Raw genomic sequence first — 19,042 nt, forward strand, 5'->3', positions numbered from 1 at the left:
GCCCGCGACTTCAGAGCGCCACGTTCACGCGCCTGAGAACGAAGCTGCTGCGGGCGCGCAGGCCTTCCAGGTCGCTGGCGATGACGGTGATACGAAGCTCCGTGATCTCGAGGTTGTGCGGAGCAACGCCCACGAAGGTCTGCTTCCACGCATCGAAGCGCAGCCAGCGAGGCAATGGGCGCCCGTCATGGCAACAGGCGCGATAGACCAGCACGTCGCCGGGATCGGGATCGACGAATGCATTGGCCGGAAGCGAGTGCCTGAACGGCTTGCCGGGCAAACAGTGCAGATCGGGAATGGCTTCGACCGCCTCGGGCGCGTGGTTCGTGACACTTTCCAGCACCTTGCGGCTGTACTGGCGTCCCATCGAATTCGCCAGCGCGATGAAGATCAATGACAGCACGAAGTTCTGCAGCGCGAAATCGTGCGTCGTCCACCCCAGCAGGTTGAGTCCCACGTACACCGCCAATGCCTGGAGCACGTCGCCGAAGCGCCAGAAGAAGGTGTCGATCGCCATCTTGCCCTCGTATTTCGAATCGCGATCCACGGGGAGGAAAAGCGTCTGGCGCGTCGTATTCATGAGCGAATAGTCGACGCCGTTGTCCGCAACCTTGATGCGGCGGATCAATGAAAAGATCGGAATGAAGCCGCCCACCATCGGCGCGAGCGCAAGCACCCCGTATCCCACGGCCAAGATGACCGGATGGACCAGCAGCGCACCGCGTACTCCCACGACGCGATAGATGCGCGCAACCAGCAGCAGCTGGATGCCGAGGCCGATCAACGTCACCCAGAAATTGAAGTTGCCATAGAGCTCGGCCAGCACCACGTTGATGCTGCCCGCGCCCTCGCCCGCCGCGACCAGCGTCTGGGCGTGCGCCTTCATGTAGTCGGCGAGGATGAATTCGCCGGTGGAATTGATCCAGTTCAGCAGCACCACGAACAGTGCGATCAGCAGCAGGTAGCGGTCGCGCAAGACCAGGCCGATGCCGCCTAACAAATGTGGAGCGGTCCGGGGTTGCTCCGGCGATGTGACCCGCGAACCGGGCGGTACCGCCGCGCGTTCGGCGGTCGCGAGGAACAGCGTCGCGGCAAGCGTGCTGGTCGAAAGGATCATCAGGCCGAGCGGTGTCAGCGCCTCCGCGGCCAGCTGCGTGATCTTGGCACCGGCCAGTGCGCCGAGATTGCCGCCCAGCGCGATTACCACGAACAACCGCTGTCCCGTCTTGACGTTGAAGGAGTCCGCGGCGAACGCCCACATCTGCGAGACAACCATGACGCCGTACGTACCGACCCAGATATAGAACGGGATCGCGATCGGCACTTTGAAATGGGCGAGCAAGGCAAACAGCGGCGTCGTGACGACGAAGAAGACGGTGACCATGCGCAGCAGCCGTACGCCGTCGAGATGGCGCCGTAACCAGCCGTACAGCGGAACGATCAACATCAACGACAGCGCCACCAGCGCCACGACATAGGAACGCGTCTCGGCGGAAAACCTGGTGAGGATGAAGGCTTCGCGCAATGCCTTCATGACCTGGAAGGACGAGAGCAGCAGGAAACCGTGCAGGAAAAACAGCAAGGCGGCACGGCCCTCGCCGGGCCGCACGCGTGTGATGAGGGACAGCAGGCGCTCGAAGCGGCTCAAGCCGCTGTCGCCATTGCTCATGTGTTATTCCTGCACGGAGGGTCTGTCGGAAATGTTGTTATGTACAAAGCTCGCGCCGAATCTGCATGGCGAGCTGCTCCCCTCCGGAAATACGCATCAACAAATCGTCAGCTTGACCGGGGAATCGAACTGGCTTCAGCCACCGGTGCATCGTGCAGGTTTGCGCTCGTCGAATGCAAGGTTCGCACGATCAAAAAGGCCAGGAGCGGGATGGCGATCGCGTAGACGTATTGCGTACGCGACACGCCGATGCCGAACGGAAACCAGATGCCCGGTACGCCGATCGTATCGAGCAGCTCGCCGCCGAATAACCCGGCCATGATCGAGGCCAAGGTGACCAACGCCAGGATGCGAATGGGGCCGCTGCGGACAATACGTGCGGCTATCACGACAAACAGCGCGAGCGACGCGAGCCGGCTGCCGTTTGTCACGCTCTCCGAATGCGTCACGGCGCCGATGATCCCGGCGGCCGCCAGCACGACGGCCAGCACGTCGATGCTTCGCCACGGACGCGGGCACCAGCGGTTCCAGGCCCACGTCCAGGCGGCGATCGTTGGCGCCCACATCCATGAGGCCAGCCACCCATAGGTAGTTAGAGATTGAAGATCGGTCCACGCGACGATTGCATTGTTGAGGCGCCTGGCCGCCATGAGCGCAAGCGCGATGCCGGCAAAGGCCAGGAAACCCCTGTGGCTGCTGCGAGGCCAGCACCCGAGCGCCAGGCCGATGAGTGCCCACATGGCGATCGGCTCGACCAAGTCGGCGATGTAACCCGCGATGGTTCGATGCCATTGCACGCGGTGGAGCGCGTCGCTTTTCGGCCGCGGCGCCAGTAGGGGCGCGCTGTGCATGCCGCCGCCGTCTGCGCTGCCTCCCGAACCCGGAAGCATGTATGCGCGGACCGCGAGGATGCCACGAGTGCCTGCCGCATCGGCGGGCAGCGCGAACTGCAGCGGCCGCGTGCCGACGACGCGTGGGTCTCTACCGAGCCTGCCCGACCCGCCTAACAACTGACCGTTCCAATAGAGTTCGTAGCCGTGATCGACGAGGGTCGGGCCGAGAATGTCCCACGATGCGGGTCCGGGCGGCACGGTCACTGCGCGTCGATACCAGGCATAGCCGCGATAGCCGGGGTGTCCTTGGGCCATCCACCCGCCTACGTAATCGGGCAGACCCACGTCGCCGTCGTGCGAGCCCGGCTCGGCGGTCAAATCGATGGTCTCCCACTCGCCGTCGTCTGTATTGGCGTTCGCCCATTGGGCATCGTCGCCGGTATGGAATCGCCAGGAGCCGTCCAGCAGAGTCGCGGCGGCGCGCAGCGCCGGAGGATCAGGGCGGCCACCGCTCGCCAGGTCCACGGTCACCAGGGCCCATGCCATCAGCGTCACGATGACGATACCGACGATCAGTGTGCGTTGTATGGTGTCCATCGATGTCGCCGCCGAGGATATTGGAGTTCCGGGTATTTTGTGGACAGGCACTGTCACCTATCCGCTTCTCTTGGCCCCCCAAAGGGCCATAGACTTTGACATTCCGGTAGTGGAGGCGCGGTGAACGAACAAGGGTCGGCAATCGGCAGCGAAGATCGGGGACCTCCCGCGGTCTTCATCAGCTACGCGACCGCCGACCGCGCCGAGGCGCTGAAGGTCTGCAAAGCCATCGAAAGCCGTGGAACCAAGTGCTGGATTTCCACGCGGGACGTGCCGCCCGGCGCGAATTATCAGGAGGCGATCGTGCAATCGCTTCGCACCGCTCGTGCGGTGATCCTCGTCTTCTCGGACGCAGCCAATACCAGCAGTGAGATCAAGAAGGAACTCTCGCTCGCCAGCCGCTACGACGTGCCGGTCATCGCGCTGCGCCTCAAAGACGTCGAGCCGAGCGATGCATTCGCCTACGAATTGTCGACACGTCAGTGGATCAACGCGTTCGAAGGCTGGGACAGTGCGATCGACACGCTGGTTGCACGGATCGGGCAGATTGCCGGCTCCGGGCCGGTGGCCGCCGCGGCAGCCACGCCCGCTTCCCGCCGCCCGGCTTTCTCCTCGTGGCGCGGGATGGCGATCGCGGTCGCCGGCCTGCTCGCGCTGATTGCGGGTGCCGGGGCGTGGTGGGCACAACGACCGCCCCAAGCCGCAGCCGCGGCTCACGCCATGGCGGTTCGCCTGACGGGATTCCAGCTCCTGTCCGCAGACTTGCCTGCAACTCTTCGGGATGCCGTAGACGCGGAGATTACCGCGGCATTCAACGTCGACGGCGTCGTGGATGTTTCGACCGCACCAGCACCGGCGCCGGGTGCAACGCCAGCTTACACACTGGGTGGGACGATCCAGCGGGACGGACACACGATCCGCGTAATCACTCGCATGGGCAACGAGCACTCCGGCGCAACCTTGTGGACTCACACCTTCAACTACGACGGGAATGAAGTCTCGAGGGTTCCACGCCACATCGCCGTGGATGCCGGCAATGTAGTCCGCTGTGGACTGTTCGGAGCATCCACCTACTACAAGGCGCTGCCGGACCCAGTCCTCAGGGACTACATGCAGTTTTGTGAAGGACACTGGGATCCCAATCTGCAGGAGGGACGGAAAGCCCTGATCCCCGCGCAACGGGTGGTCGCTGCCGTTCCGGACTTTTCCTGGGGTTGGGCCGCGATCGCTGGGGCGTACTGGAAAGTCATGTTGAGCGCGGACGACGATCGGATCGCCGACGAGGCGCGCGCAAGTGGACGTGAAGCAGCCGACCGGGCGGTAGCTATCGACAGCAGGAACAGCGAAGCGCTGTACATCAAAGCCATGCTGCTCGATCCGCGCGACTGGTTAGGTCGGGAAGACCTGTTCAAACGCGCTGTCGCGGCGCGGCGGCTGGATTGCGGGTGCGAGCACCATCAATACGGGTGGATGATGCTGAGTGTCGGCCGCACTGCCGAAGCGCTCGAACAATTGCGCCAGGCCGACGACATGCTGGCCCTCTATGTTTATACGCCTTTGACTCTGGCCCAGGCGCTGGTCGTCGCCGGAAAGCCTGACGAGGCGAAACTCTATTTCGACGCGGCGATCGACCTTGCGCCGAATGCCGACTTCGCAAAACGGCTCACGAAATTCAAGGCAACGGAGGTTGGTGACATCAACCTCCTGCTCGACCCGGCGCTATCGTTTTCGGCAGAGCTGCGCGCGGCGTTGTTGAATGGCTATCGCGCACTGGCCTCGCCAGATTCGGGAGCCAAGGCGCGAGCTGTCCAGGCTCTCCTTGCGCTGCCTGAAGACCAGAAGGGGGAAGCGGTCGCGAGGCTGCTCGCAGATCTCGGCGCGAACCACGAAGCTTTCCAGATCGCGACCCGGATAGCGATGACGCAGAAATATCCGGGGCCATCGATCTTCTGGGATCAGCGCATGCGTGGAATATTGGCCGATCCGGGCTTCCCGGCGGTGGCCGAACAACTCGGCCTTTTGAAATACTGGAAAACGACCCACACCAGGCCCGATGTCTGCAATGAAAAGGCGCCGGCGCCGTTCTGCCGGATGATTTGACGCTGCACTGCAGACCGCGGGACATGACTGCCACTAACAATGTTTGTCAGGCTCGCGTCCGCCTGCGCAAGTGGCAAAACGGCGGCCGGATCGCTTGATCCGGCCGCCGTCGTTTTGCTCCTCAGTGCCGGACTGCCGCCGGGTCGGCGGTGGTCACGGTCCAGACGGAAGCGTTCTCACCGATGGTCTTTGCCCCGGTGGTCATCTTTGCCCCGGTGATCGTCTTTACCCCGATGTTTCGGGATTGCAACGGCCACAGGAGCCGTCCTGGTCGCAACCAGCCCGTTGCGTTTGTATTCCAGGTACACCCAGTAGGTCTCGCCGTCCTCCAGGCCCTTGATGTGCACGCCCTTCGAGTGGAAATCGACACGGTCGTAGCGTTTGAAATGACCGGCCTGCGATTTCGCAACGTAGACGCTGTAGCCCTTGCCGTTGGCGGAAAGGATGTTGAAGTCCACGTTGATTTGATCGTTGCCGGCTTTGATCCCCTTCACCTTGATGTCCTGGAACTTGAAGATGTTGGGCTCCGAGATATCCGTCCTCTCCGCCTCGGTCTGCATCAGGTAGACGATCAGGGCGGGATCGGCGGTGGCGGAGAAGTCGATATCACCACCGATGGTCAGCACGGTGTTGTCGGCGTTCCATGTCTTGGTCCAGGCCTTCGCGAAGTTCACGCCCATGCCGAAGTTCCCGGGATGCATCGGCTTTGCAAAGGTGACCTGGATGCTGTCGGTTGCGCCGCTGAGGCCGGCCACCGAGGCGATGGCGCCGGACGCGCCGTAGTTAGTCGCAAGATCGACGATCCCTTTTTCCGGGTCCCGGTTCCGGTCGCGGTCCCAGCCCCAGTTCCAATTCCAGATCCAGTGATGGCCCCAGCCCCAGCCCGAGTGCCGGTGTCCGTCCCGACCCCGGTCTCCGGCCAGCGCCGAGCCTGCTACAGCGATGCACAGGACGCAGGCCACGGCGACGACACGATGCATTGTGTTGTTGTACATACGTTTTCTCCCTACAGATTCCACATGAGTTTGGGTTTGCATCGTCACGGCCTCAGTTCGCCAACGTGGGCGCTATGTCCATCTGCAGGTCGAACGTGAACCCGGGGAACAAGTCCGGGAACTGCAGGTTGTCGATGAACATGCGGCTCGGTGCTGGGAACGCAGGCCCAAAGGATGCGGCGCTGCTGCCGCCGCCGGCGATGCCCACTTTGTGGTGGATCTGGAAGGAGCGCAGCATCACGCCGAAGTTCTGCACCTGGACGCTGGGCACCGGATCGTTGCCGGTCCACATGTCGCCCGCGAGCTCCGCGGCAGAGCGAGTGTCGTAGTAGAAGATCGCCTGGTCTTCGCCCAGGTTGTTGATGCGCTCGGGGAAGCTGATGTACCACGAGTTTTCGATCGTGGTGATCTCGGGCCGCATCATGAATTCCCACGAGTAGAAGGGAATCTTGACCTGCTTGGCCACCTTCTTTGATCCGACCGTGCGCAGGGTGTACGGCCCCGTGCTCGGATCCTCGTCAGCATCGAGACGTATCGTGGCCCTGCCCTTGAAAGTGGCCGCCGTGTCGAGCACCCCGCCGGTCGGGGAGAGAAGCTGGACTGCCGGAGCGTCGGACAGGATGGTCAGATTCCTCTTGGTCCCCTCGACTAACAACCTGAGATCAGGGGTCGTGCCGAGGCTGTACTGACCCGGGAAGGCCCAGGGCATCGCGGACGGATCGGTCACCGCAAACGGGTTGTATTCGAAGCCCGGCATCACCGTGACGGGCGCGGTCGCGGTGGCGACGTAGCCGGCGGTGCTTTCCGAGCCGTAGCGCGGGTCTATCCCGCGCAGGACCAGCTGCGCCATGGCGTAGAAGTTGGCCTTCTCCGTGTTGTTGGTCGCGTGCGCGAGTTTCGGCGAGGCGATGTAGCCGATGTAGTCCTCATATCCGTAACCCGCGCGGTAGGCGCCGGTGCCCTCGTACATCTGGTAGGCCAGGCGCGCGGCATTGACCGAAATCGCCACGCTTTCGGCGCCGTTCCAGAAGTCGTCCATGCCTTCGAACACCATCAGCGGGCGGGGCGCGATCAACGCCAGCGTCATGTGGTGGTCGATCGGCAGCTGGTGTTTGTTTTCCTGGCCGAAATTTGCCGGCAGCCGGGAGGTGAACCAGCGGAAGTAGTTAGTACCATCGTAGGCCCGGTCGATCTGCTCCTTGCGTGCGCCGGTGACGCCGGAATAGAAGGACGCCGGGTCCATCTCGGCGGCGGTGTAGCTGGTGGCGTTGGCGTTGTTGCCGGCCGGGTACTTCTTCGAGTCGTAGGTATAACGGATGGTGGAGGCGCCGAACTGCCCGGAATGGCCCACCCACGTCATGTACAGCCGCTCGTCGAACGCGGATGCCAACATGGCGATCTTGCCGCCGCGCGAGAAGCCGTAGGTGATCAGCCTGGTGTCGTCGATCTCGGGGAACAGGCCGTCCGGGTATTGCGCGTTGCGGATCTTGAGCGCATCGACCACCCGGTGAAATCCCCAGGCCTGGGCAATGAGGGTACCGGTGTCATATTTGACGTCGCCCTGAACGTAGGGGAACAGCGTCCAGTAGACGCCGGTCGGCAGGCCCGCGCTGGTGTCGGAGGAAACGTTCGGCGTGGCTACGGACGCGTACCCGAGCTGCTGCCCCGTGATCTGGCCGTTGGTAGTTAGGGGGTTCCCGCCGATGAAGGTGGGGAGTTTTTCGATCAGCGCGCCGTTCTGGTAGGCGGCCGGATACTGATCGGCGGTGGGAATGGTGACGGCGACACTGAAGCCGGCTGTCTTGACGGCTACGACCTGCCCGCTTGCGTCTTTGACATCCACTTCCATGTCGACGCGCAGGGTGTTTCCGGTCCTGGAGGCGGTCAGACGGTCCGGCTCATGGATATAGCCGTACTCGTAGTACTGCAGGTAATCCTTGATCTCTTCGCGGCGAGCCTCCCACTGCTGGAGGGTCGTCAGCGCTTTGCCGTCGTTGAACTGGAAGAGGTTAGGAAGCTCGTAAATGAACGGTAGTTCGTCTCCGGGCGGTTCTGCGGCGGCGGAAGGTTGCGGACCCAACGCCAGAACTGGCAGCACGGTCAGCACGACGGCAAGGACATGTTTGCCTGTGCAAGTCTTGTGGAACATAGAAAGTACTCCCCTGTTACTGATGTGAACTCGATGTGGCGTTGGCGAAGGCGGGCAAGCCGTGAGCCAGCGCGTTCGCACTCGATGCGATCAAACAAACGCTGCCGATCGCGAGCGCCACTCGGGCGCGAATTCCCCTTCTCGAGCGAGTCATGTTGGATCCCCCTGTTGGATTGAGTTTTTTACACGTGCCGGGCTGCCGCTCTTGCGGCTGAGTCATGGTGGCTGCGGTCGCGACTGCGGCGCATACGCCGCGGCGACGAGCGACGGCTCGACGTGTTTGGAGTTCATCGGTACTGCCCCCCAGCAGTTGTAGTGAACGAGGGAACCCTAGCAATTGGTAAGGCCAAATACAACAGTCTGTCTGACCACTTGTATTAATTGGTCATGCCGACTGTAGGAATTGGCCTGCCCACGCTTATTGCTGGCGGTGGCCACTGATACCGCGGGCCCTCGGCATTCCCCCTCCCGCCGGAAATGCGGTTTTCCTCTCATATCTATAGACAGTGAAAACTCACTACACTTCTGTATCTATTCGGATACACTGTGCGTCAGTGAATAGTCTTATTGCAACGCGTGAATTCGAGCAGTGGCTCGAAAAATTGCGGGATGCGAAAGGCAAGGCGCGAATCCTCTCGCGACTGGATTCTGCGGCGCTTGGCAACTTCGGTGACTGCCAGCCTGTCGGCGAGGGCGTGAGTGAAATGCGGATTCACTTCGGGCCTGGTTACCGCGTGTATTTCACACGAAGTGGCACATTCATTTACGCGCTTCTGATTGGCGGCGACAAGTCGACTCAGAGGCGAGACATCAAACACGCGCTTAAGATGGCGCGGGAGTTAAAGATATGACTGCGAAAAAGACAAAGGCGAAAGCGGCGGTTGCGCGGCGACTCGCGCCGTTCGACGTGTCACGCCATCTCAATAGTGAGGCGGTAGTTGCAGAATACCTAGCCGCCGCCCTGGAAGACCCAAACCCCGATATGTTTTTGCGCGCCGTCGCAAATGTCGCCAAGGCGCGGGGCATGGCTTCCGTGGCTGAAGCGTCGGGTCTCGGACGCGAAAGCCTCTACAAAGCGCTCGCTCCAGGGGCGAAGGTTCGTTACGAGACGGTTCGAAAGTTGGTGGATTCGCTCGGTGTGAAGCTGACTGTGACCACGTAGCAAAGCGATCTGTCAGATCGGCGGCACTTCGCATCTGGCCTAGAGTTCGGGCGTTTCGTGGGAACCACGCATCAGCAAAGGTCGCTGAAGTATCGGTCGCATTTAGCGCTAAACCCTACACTGACTTGCTTCCGCTCCCCTGAGAAAGTCACGCAGAGCAACTCTGAGAATTAGCGGGAGAGAGGGATTCATACCGCTTCCAGAAGTGCATGAATTACAGCGCTTTTCGAATATTCCCGAAAATCCATACCTCAGGAAATACCTCGCGAGAAAACGTCAGTTTCCACAGCAGCCCGAGCAATTTTTTAGCACGCCAATACAAGTCCGGCTACCTATTCAATTAGACATCTGATCCAGGCAATCACCACGCGTATCGTCGGCCTGTAGTTGACCGGCGCAACCAGACCTCCGTCGGTGCATCCGGTAGATTCTCATCTCGGCTGAAACTGTACGCCGTTGATAAGGCCATCTTCACCGAGTAGCACGCCGATGCGAATCGCGCCTCTCTCGAAGTCCGCGTCAAACTGGTCATCACCTTCCACCGCCACTCGATTGAATGTCAGGCTCTTGAGAGCGCCCAGATTTCCCATGAGCTGCTGAAGATTTGGCAACTGCTGACGCACGAAATCCGCGAAACTTGGTTTCATTCGTTCGAAGTCGGGCTTGCCGCTCGCGAGACCAGCGAGTAGCGCTCGAATCGCCGGCTCCGACCCGGGCAGTGGGGTCTGGTCCTTGAAGCGACGCATGATTCCTTCGGCGGTTCCGATTAATTGTCGTGCCCTTGCCTCTTCCATTCGCGGTCCGTTTCGTTCCCAGCCGTTGAGCCGATGGCGGACCGCGGTGGCTGGACCGCCCGAGCTCACAGTGAAGCTCACCGTTACATCGATGTCCTTGGAGAAGAATTCGCGATCGGACGACGGGAAAAGCGGCGTGGGGGCCTGCCCGATCGCTTGACCCACCAACCGATCGCCTTCCTTGCGGACCACATACGGAGTGCCGTCATTCAGCTCATACGCGCCGACGTAGCGATCGAGCAACTCCGGCTTCACCACGGACAACGTGCGAATCGACGGCGCGAAGTCCGGCCATTCATAGACGTACGCGATGGTGCGCAGTACTTCGCCCATGAGATCTCCACCGCTGTCGCTGTTGGTCATCACGATGGCGCCTTCGCCATCCTCATAAGCGACCAGCAAACACCGATAGCCTTCGTTTGCGCCGTCATGCGCGAAGTATTTTCGCGCCGTCGAACCGCCAGTCTGCGGACCAAGTGCTTGACCGCCGAAGACCGGCGTGAGCATTGCTCGCGCTGTCTTGGCCGAGATCACTCCGCCGGATTTGCCGGCGAGCGAAGCTCGCACACCGAGCGCGTAGCGCGCGAGGTCGGTCGGCGTTGTCCAAAGTCCGGCCGGCGCCATCTCTGGATAGGTGTGCGGCCCTCCTTCGACGGGCTTGCCATCAGCGCGGTGCGGCAGCGCGATCTCGGACATGCGTGTAAGGGGAAGCGGCTGTTCGTAAGTGCTTCGAGTCATACCGAGCGGCGCGAGCACCGAATCGTGCATGAGCTTCGACAACGGAACGGCGGTCACGTCTTGCAGCAACTGCTGTGCGACCACGTAGCCTCCACCGGAATACCGAGCGAGCGTCCCCGGCACGATGTCCACACGGATCGCGGCGGAATTTGCAGGAGGTGTGCCGTCGAGAATCTGTACTGTCGTCGGCAGTGGTGCGCCGGCGGCGTAACCAGGAAATCCATTCACGGTGAGCCCCGCAGAGTGCGTAAGGAGCCCACGCAAAGTCACCTTCGACTGGCGCGTGAAATCATTGTCGGGGAGTTTCCAAGCCTTCAGAAAGTCGTTAACGTTTGCGTCGAGGTTCAGTCTTCCGACGTCCACGAGCCGTAGCACAGCAAGCGCGAACACCGGCTTACTGATCGAAGCGGCCTGAAACAACGTGTTGGCCGTGACGGGCCCACCGCCCGCCCGCGCGACGCCAAATCCGCGGGCCCATTCGATACGTCCTTTGTGAATCACCGCGATGCTCACACCCGGCACGTTGAGCTCCGTCATCCGCGCCTCGAGCGACTGGGTGGCGGGCACCTCGCCGGTTACCAGCACGCGCGGGACGATGCCCTCTTCCACACGTCGGACGTGTTCCTCAGTGGTGGTCGAACCCGCCGCGAAGGCGGTACCCGTTAGACAGCCGATTGGCGCGACGACGACGCATCGATAGCAAGTCAGGACCGCCAGGCGCCATGCGGTGCTGCATGACTCGCCAGGATTCCGCACAGTTTTCATCGTGCCACCTGCGCGCTGCCGTCTGCGCGATAGACGCTGAAGTCCCGCGTGTTGAGATCCCGATTCTGTCCCGACACCAGCATGAGTCCAACGAGCTGAAGAGTGACGCTCAAACACACGGCTTGGTAATCGAAAACAAAGTGGACGAGCCCCGCATTGCCAAGAAGCGTGAACGGTCCTACGACGCCGAACGCTGCGCTAACTACAAAGAGACCGCGGTAGATTCGCCGCCGCACATCGAACGTATCCGCCTGTGACATGAACGGGTCCGCGCGAGTAGCCACGGTGTTCCCGCCACCAAAAAGCACATAAACCATTGCCAACAGCATCACTCCGCTGCCGATCCCGGCAGGGAAGGTGCCCAATGTACCTGGGCGGTACAGGTACACAGCCACTGCGCAGGCAAGATTCAGCGCCTGCACGGCGATACCGAACCCGACCCACACCGGTGAAACGAAATCGGTTATCCGCCACTTACGCAGCTCCACAGATCGTCGGCTCGGGGGTGGCATGGCACGCAAACCCTTTTGGATTCTGAACTCCAATGGCAGCGCGATGTATATCGGTAGCATCACCTGCAGTAGGAGGCACGTCATCATCGGTCCCGCCAAACCCCGCGCGCTGTCCGCGAAGATGAGAGCACCCAGAAACGCGAGGATTGAGCCCGCGCCAATGACCAAGTGCGTTGGTCTGAAGAGCGCGAATTTGCGTTCCAGCTCCTCTCGGAGTAACGGATGCAGCGACGGATATTCCTCGCGTGGAAACTTCTCAAACAAACGCGCGTGATATCCCTGCCAGCGCATTGGCGTGTAGAACGAGAGCACGTAAATCTGCGCTGCGAATACGATCGCGATAAGGAGAGTCTGAAGATCGGGAGTCATTGCTTTACCCTTTCATGACACTGACAAATGCGTTGCGGATTTCGGAATCCGTGAGGCCGGTCTCGCGTAGTGAAGCGATGCACTGTGCGAGAACCGAGCTGGCCTGAGAGCCGAGATCGACCTTTGAGTGTTTCTTGCCATTGAGATGGACGAACGAACCCTTGCGACCGCGTGTCTCGATCACGGCGTCGCGTTCCAACAGCCCATAGGCCTTGGCGACGGTGTTCGGATTGATTTGCAGCTCAGCCGCAAGTTCGCGAATGGTGGGTAGCGGCGCGCCGGGCTTTAGCTGGCCATTCTTTACTGCCTCACGAATCTGCGTGATGAGCTGCAAGAACACCGGCTCGGTCAATCGTTCGTCGATCGAGATTTGCATGGAAGCGTGATCGCCTTTGTATTGTGTGTACTATTAGTACACGTAGTACAATAAAAAGACAAGCCTCCTCGGACGGAGAGCGTATTCAGGGAACTGCTTCTGACTCGACGGAGCAGCAAAGGCTGCGACAGTCATCGCGATATGTGGAATCGCGTCTAAAAAGCTGGCGCAGCTGTCGAGTAGTTAGAGGCGCTATGCGAAGCGCTGACGTTGGTTTGCTTGCTTGGCGAAACGAGGCGCTGGAAATGCCCCGTCGATTCGAATCCCTGCTAAAGCTCTGCAACGCCGCGAACAATCGCGTAATTTTTTAATTTATAATGGGAATTTTGGCTGAGAGAGAGGGATTCGAACTCGGGCGAGTGACTTCCTGGATCAGTAAGTTACTGAACAATAAACACCTGCCTGTCCCCTGCAATCCCCAGAAGTCCCCGTATTTGCCACCAGATTTGCAACCAGAGCTTGCCGCAGGATGCACTAGCTTTCGATCCATCAAAGCAGGCCAAGCCCGGTAAGCAACTTCATGGAATGTTCGCCGACTGCGATTTCGCAAAGTACAAAACGTTGGGAGCGTCGGATCTCGCAACTGCAATATCTACCACGCCGTCTCCGTCGAGGTCGGCCATCGCGATGCCGTACACGGTGCCCCGGTTATCGCCAAAGTGGACAGGCGAGAAATGACGACCGGGGCCATCGTTAAAAAAGATAGTCGATTGTGCTTCGACGTTACCGACCACGATGTCGGCCCTTCCGTCACTATTGAGATCCTTAACTGCGAGTGCGTATGGCACTGCGTTGCCATTGTCGATCGCCATCCCCGGTGTGAAAGCGCCGTCCTTCCGCCCCAAGAAGATGGCGACGCCCTGCCGTTCGTCTATCGTCACGATGTCCTGCAGACCGTCGCCGTCAAAGTCTGCCGCCTCGGCCATCCGTATTGTTGCGTCGGGAGAGCCAAACGGGACCCGCCTCAGGTTCGAAAACGTGGCCTTGGGGCCAGCGAGATAAACATAGCTTTGACCGCCGTCACGATGCGGAACGGCGAGATCGATCAATCCATCACGATTGAAATCGGCGGCTGCAATAGTCGTTGCGGACTCGGTTGAAAACGCAGCGCACGCCGTGTCGAATTGACCTTTTCCTTTGTTCTGGCATATGTAGTTAGAGCTTTTGCTACCGCGATTGGCCACAACGATGTCGGGCAGGCCATCGCCGTTCAGATCCGCAACTGTGACATTTCGTGTTGCCCACTCTGGCCGGCCGTAGCTTGAACCCGCATGGAAATGACCCTTCCCATCGTTCAGGTATACAAGCTTGGGGTCGGGCGCGTCATTGCTCAGCACTACATCCAGGAAGCCGTCCGCGTCTATGTCCACCAGACGCGCAGAATACGATCGATACGCGCTATCGCTAAGGTCATAGCTTGATGAGAAATGCCCCCGACCATCCCCGATCAATACGCGGCTTTTCAATGGCCAGTGCCGCCCCTTGGCGATCACGATATCTGGGTAGCCATCCCCGTTGACATCCCCGACGCTTACATTTGCGGATGTCTCGGCAGTTTTCTCAAGCACAAGTGCATGATCGTACTGGGGGAATCGTGAGGAGGCGGTAGGCGTTCCGGCCGGCGCCACTGGACGATCCGCGGCGAGAGTGGTCCAAGTCGACGGCAAGACGGTGAGCAAGCAGAAACCTGCCAAAGTCTTAGTCGCCGACAATTTTTTATGCATGAGACCGTCACTCCCGATGATTGCGCGATCTGCTTGTTCGGGGTCGCCCCCCTTGTTAGCGAGTATGTGCATATTCCCGGCAAGAGGCGAGACGGCTACCCCGTGGCGGAGAAACGCAGTTACCGTCACGCAATGCTAACTAGCGCGCCATTTTCTGCAATTGCGAAAGGTTGGAATTTCAAAGTCGACCTGAACCCCGCCTCGCCCAACCGGTCTCATAGGCGGTAGTGATAAAGATTTCATCCGCCATGGTCATCGACAATTCAAAGACAAACTACCCGAGAGTAAGTTCGCCAATCGGGATGGTGGTACTCAGGAGGCCGCATGGTTGCTCAACAGACTGCCCTTCTCATGATGAGGCCGTCACTTGCATTACCGGCACTTCCGGCTGAAGAGTCCTGCTCGCGCACTCCACTACACGCGTTCATCGAACGGGGACAGGATCTTTCGTCTCGCTGGAGCAAGAACCCAAGGCACGCGACCTACAAGGCGAGGCGTGGCGCGGGCAGGATGGGCGCGGATCAGCGGCAATGTGGAAGCTCACCAAATTCCTGTTGGAACAGGAAAAGCAGGGGGCGGCTCACTTTTCATCAACATGTGCCGACCGAAATTGACACTCCCTTCGACCCGGCAGCGTACGAACGACGGATGGGTGCTCCGTTGCGCGAGTTGGCAAGGCGCGGTCTGTTGATCGTGCTGAGTGGCAATGCTCACTCGCGCATGGCACCTCTTCCGATGCCTTCGCCTTTATCTCAGAATCAAACCGCGTGAACAGGCGACTACGGTGAAGCGGGTCACTCCGCGAGACTCGTAGTCTGCCGAATACGTGCCGGGGATGAGATCACCCTTGTTGTCTATCCTGCCGGTCAAGACGATCTGCCCGGCCGCGATCCGGCCGCCATTCGCAATCACGAGATTGACGATCGTGCGCAGGCTCTCCCATTGCGCGCCAAGCGACTCGCGTCCGTGTCCGCGCGCTATCTCCACGCCATCGCGTTTCAGCGTCACCTTCAAGGCATCGAGATCGATGGTGCCGGCTGGTCTGGCGATTCCACGCACGAACTGCGCAGCACTGATGTTAGCTGCCACCATGTCGACGGCGTTATAGGTCTTGTCATCGCGGTAGGCGATGTCCGGTAGCTCGACGACGGGCTGTACCGCACGGACCCGTGTCCGCAACTCGTCGAGACTCTCGATCCGGGTGCGCACTTCGCGTGCGAACACATAACCCAGTTTCAATTCGTACCCCGCCCGGCGATAGCCGCACAGCGAGATCCGCGCGCCGTCCCGCGCATCGCCACTCGCGAACAAGACACCCGTGAGAGGCTCGCTCACGTGTCTTGCGGCAAGCGAGGCCGCCGACATCAATCCACCTTTGTAGCCCGCGACCTTGTCGCCCTTCGCGAGTCGCTCGGAAACAATTCGTTCCTGCACTGTGTAGGCGTCCTGCAGCGACGTCTGCGGCATCAACTCGGTGACGGGCGGAAATAACCTGCCCTCCGCTTCCGACTGCCAGAATTGCTGAAGATAGGGATTCTCCACCTCGCGCTTTGCCGGGCTCGCAGCGCAACCGCACAGCGCAAACAGGATGACCAGCGTCAGCGCCTGCAAATATTCCCCACGCGGCACATCTGAATCTCTTCCGCGCGGTTCAATGCGGGATGATTTCGGGGAACACGTACTGCTGGAGCAGCACGATGATGCCGAGGATCAGCGTCAGGACCAGGCTGTGAGGGAAAGTTCGAGCCAGCACGCTGCCCTCCTGCCCGCGCAGATCGGTGGTAGACGTGCCGGTGGAGATGTTCTGCGGCGAGATCATCTTGCCCATCACGCCGCCCGAGGCATTGGTCGCTGCCATCAGGACCGGGCTCAGATTGAGCTGATGCGCGGCGACCACCTGCAGATTGCCGAACAGCGCATTACCCGAGGTGTCGCTTCCCGAAAGGAACACTGCGAGCCAGCCGAGGAACGCCGACACGAGCGGGAACAGGAAACCGACCGAAGCCACGCCGACACCGAGTGTGTATGCGATGCCCGAATAATTCATCAGATAGGCCAGTCCGACGATGATCAGCGTGGTCAGCAACGGTAGTCGGGCCTGGCGAATGGTTCCGGTGAGCGCAGTGAGGAACTGCTTCAAGGACAACCGCACCAGGATCGCGGTAATGAAAGTCGCCGCGAGGATCGCGGTGCCAGTGGCCAGCGGCTGAAATGTCCAGACCGCCGCGTAAGGCTTGTTGTAAGTCGTGATGAACACCGCGTTGTGCAGCCCGGGCCATTCCACCTTTATCTGGCCGATGAGATTCACCTTGAAGTGCACCCATGCGATGACGACTGCCGACAGGATGAGCCAGGGCAGCCACCCGCTCCACACAGACAAGCCGGGCCCACCGCCGGAAGACACAGCCGACGTTCTGCCTAAGCCGGCCAACGAGAAGCGAGGGTCCGGCGCCGGACGCCAGATCGTCAGGAAGACCAGCGTGAGGATGAGCGAGCAGAGCGAGGACAGCACATCGGTCAGCGCATAACCTAGATAGTTCGAGGAAATGAACTGCACCAGCGCGAACGAGCCACCGGCCACGAGCAGGATGGGCCACACGCCGCGCACCGCGCGCAGGCCACCGAAAACCGCAATGGCATAGAACGGCAGCAGCAGCGCGATGAACGGCAGTTGCCGGCCGATCATTGCGCCGAGCGTGACGTCGCTCAACTGGGTCACGGCGCCCAGCGTGATTACCGGCGAACCGAGTGCTCCGAATGCGACCGGTGCTGTATTGAAAATGAGCGTGAACACCACGGCGTCGAGCGCGCGAAAACCCAGCGCGACCAGCAGCGCACTGGTGATGGCGATCGGCGTACCGAACCCAGCGACTCCCTCGAGCAGGCAACCGAATGAAAAACCGATCACGACGAGCACGACGCGGCTGTCATTCGGCAGGTGCTGCACCATCCAGGCTCGAAACGCCTCGAAGCGACCCGATGCCACGGAGATGTTGTAGAGGAGTAGCGCGTTGACGACGATCCACATCACCGGCCAGGCGGCGAACGTGGCGCCCGCGGCGATGCTGCTGAGCGCGAGTTTCGCGGGAAGTTTCCAGACGAGAGTTGCGAGAATGAACGCCACCAACAATCCGGCGCTGGACGCCTGCCAGGCCGGTCGGCGCATGACACCGAGCATGATGAGAACCACCGCGATCGGAATGACCGCGACGGCGAATGACAGCAGCAAGCTGGCGCCGACCGGGGTCACGAGCTGATGAAACATGAGCCTTCCCCTCGCGGTCTCGTGCCGCACTTTTTCTAACTATCCATCCGGCCCGGGCCCCAGTATGAGGCCTGGCAGTCAGAATGGTAAGAAAAGTTCTCCGAAAAGTAAACGGGTCAGCTGATGTTTTTGGTCTTGCGGTTCGAAACCAGATCGCTGCGTGCCAGACGCCGGATCGAGGCCTCCAGGCGCTGCTCGGCCTCGTAGATCTCGCGTTGGGTGCGCATGGCGGTGGTCATGTGGAGTTTCGCCGCCTCGCGCGCCGCCTCGGGATCCCGCTTCATGATGGCGTCGTAGATGGCCTGGTGCTCGTGAAGCTGTGAATCCTTCTCGGTCCTGTGCTCGTACAGATTCTTGCGATTCAGGTAGACATTGGAGCGCAGGATGCCCTCCAGGCTGCGCATGAAGTGCAGCATCATGAGGTTGTGGCTGGCCTCGTAGATGGCGAAATGAAAGTCGGCGTCCGTCTTCGCGATCTTGTCGACACTTTGTTCTTTATGCGCCGCGACCATGGCTTCAAAGCGGCTTTTTATGGTGTCGCGGTCCACTTTGGAGGCGCGCTCCGCCGCAAGACCCGCCGCGGCCGCCTCGACGACAGAGCGCAGTTCGAGGCAGTCGATGCGCGCGTCGGGCTCGTCCATCAGCAGTTCGAGCGGGTCGCGCAGACTCTTGCCGACGTTTTCGCTGACGTGTGCGACGCCCTGCGCATTGGCCGTGATGAGCCCTCGGGCCACCAGCTTGTCGAGTGCCTCCCGGAGCGACGGTCGGGATACGTCGAGCTTTTCCGACAGTTCCCGTTCCGACAGCAGCCGCTCGCCCGGGTGCAGCGACCCTTCGAGGATCATCTGCTGAATATGGGCTGCAATCGCATCCGCGAGTTTTGCCGGCCGGATCGTTTGCGTAGTCATTGGCACCTTCCGATTACCTGTGAACATAGAGTTGCATTTGATTGAATCGACCGTCAACAGCTAACCACAGCAAATGGGGATCACAG

The 19,042-nt window shown here is 60.6% G+C and carries 14 protein-coding genes; 3 read left to right on the forward strand and 11 right to left on the reverse strand.

Going from position 1 to position 19,042, the window contains the following annotated elements; translation table 11 throughout:
• Positions 1–10 precede the first annotated feature (10 nt).
• Together WDO72_06455 and WDO72_06460 are read right to left on the reverse strand one after the other, a co-directional pair.
• Positions 11–1,669, reverse strand: a complete 1,659-nt coding sequence (locus WDO72_06455) for an Npt1/Npt2 family nucleotide transporter (protein ID MEJ0085303.1) — start codon at positions 1,667–1,669, stop codon at positions 11–13.
• A 107-nt stretch (positions 1,670–1,776) separates the two neighbouring features.
• Positions 1,777–3,099, reverse strand: coding sequence for a glycoside hydrolase family 2 (locus WDO72_06460; protein MEJ0085304.1), 1,323 nt, complete (start codon positions 3,097–3,099; stop codon positions 1,777–1,779).
• Positions 3,100–3,219: 120 nt separating this feature from the next.
• Here WDO72_06460 and WDO72_06465 point away from each other — a divergent pair, with 120 nt between their 5' ends.
• Positions 3,220–5,199 carry a TIR domain-containing protein gene (locus tag WDO72_06465; protein MEJ0085305.1) on the forward strand — a complete coding sequence of 660 codons (1,980 nt, stop codon included), beginning with the start codon at positions 3,220–3,222 and terminating at the stop codon, positions 5,197–5,199.
• Between the two features lie 176 nt (positions 5,200–5,375).
• On the opposite strand, the gene WDO72_06470 is transcribed toward WDO72_06465, so the two are convergent.
• Together WDO72_06470 and WDO72_06475 are read right to left on the reverse strand one after the other, a co-directional pair.
• On the reverse strand, positions 5,376–6,194 hold the full coding sequence (locus tag WDO72_06470; protein MEJ0085306.1) for a hypothetical protein: 819 nt from the start codon (positions 6,192–6,194) through the stop codon (positions 5,376–5,378).
• Positions 6,195–6,246: 52 nt separating this feature from the next.
• Complete coding sequence (locus tag WDO72_06475; GenBank protein MEJ0085307.1) at positions 6,247–8,343, reverse strand: hypothetical protein; 2,097 nt, start codon at positions 8,341–8,343, stop codon at positions 6,247–6,249.
• Between the two features lie 554 nt (positions 8,344–8,897).
• On the opposite strand from WDO72_06475, the gene WDO72_06480 reads away from it, so the two are divergent.
• The gene (locus WDO72_06480; protein MEJ0085308.1) at positions 8,898–9,194 is read left to right on the forward strand and encodes a type II toxin-antitoxin system RelE/ParE family toxin; all 297 of its coding nucleotides are present in this window, start codon (positions 8,898–8,900) and stop codon (positions 9,192–9,194) included.
• Positions 9,191–9,505 (forward strand): addiction module antidote protein, encoded by a 315-nt coding sequence (locus WDO72_06485; protein MEJ0085309.1) that lies wholly within the window; start codon positions 9,191–9,193, stop codon positions 9,503–9,505. The genes WDO72_06480 and WDO72_06485 overlap by 4 nt, the downstream gene beginning before the upstream one ends.
• Before the next feature lie 431 nt (positions 9,506–9,936).
• On the opposite strand, the gene WDO72_06490 is transcribed toward WDO72_06485, so the two are convergent.
• The 7 genes from WDO72_06490 to WDO72_06520 form a co-directional block, all read right to left on the reverse strand.
• A complete protein-coding gene (locus tag WDO72_06490) occupies positions 9,937–11,646 on the reverse strand; it encodes a serine hydrolase (protein ID MEJ0085310.1) in 1,710 nt (569 codons plus the stop codon).
• Between the two features lie 152 nt (positions 11,647–11,798).
• On the reverse strand, positions 11,799–12,683 hold the full coding sequence (locus tag WDO72_06495; protein ID MEJ0085311.1) for a hypothetical protein: 885 nt from the start codon (positions 12,681–12,683) through the stop codon (positions 11,799–11,801).
• A gap of 4 nt (positions 12,684–12,687) precedes the next feature.
• Positions 12,688–13,059, reverse strand: coding sequence for a GntR family transcriptional regulator (locus WDO72_06500; GenBank protein MEJ0085312.1), 372 nt, complete (start codon positions 13,057–13,059; stop codon positions 12,688–12,690).
• A gap of 518 nt (positions 13,060–13,577) precedes the next feature.
• Entirely contained in the window at positions 13,578–14,627 is a 1,050-nt protein-coding gene (locus WDO72_06505) for a VCBS repeat-containing protein (protein ID MEJ0085313.1), read from the reverse strand.
• A gap of 903 nt (positions 14,628–15,530) precedes the next feature.
• On the reverse strand, positions 15,531–16,412 hold the full coding sequence (locus tag WDO72_06510) for a hypothetical protein (GenBank protein ID MEJ0085314.1): 882 nt from the start codon (positions 16,410–16,412) through the stop codon (positions 15,531–15,533).
• Positions 16,413–16,434: 22 nt separating this feature from the next.
• Entirely contained in the window at positions 16,435–18,048 is a 1,614-nt protein-coding gene (locus WDO72_06515; protein MEJ0085315.1) for an L-lactate permease, read from the reverse strand.
• A gap of 116 nt (positions 18,049–18,164) precedes the next feature.
• Positions 18,165–18,983 (reverse strand): FCD domain-containing protein, encoded by an 819-nt coding sequence (locus WDO72_06520; protein ID MEJ0085316.1) that lies wholly within the window; start codon positions 18,981–18,983, stop codon positions 18,165–18,167.
• Between the last annotated feature and the right edge of the window lie 59 nt (positions 18,984–19,042).

It is taken from the genome of Pseudomonadota bacterium, assembly GCA_037200975.1.
Classification (GTDB): domain Bacteria; phylum Pseudomonadota; class Gammaproteobacteria; order Steroidobacterales; family Steroidobacteraceae; genus CADEED01.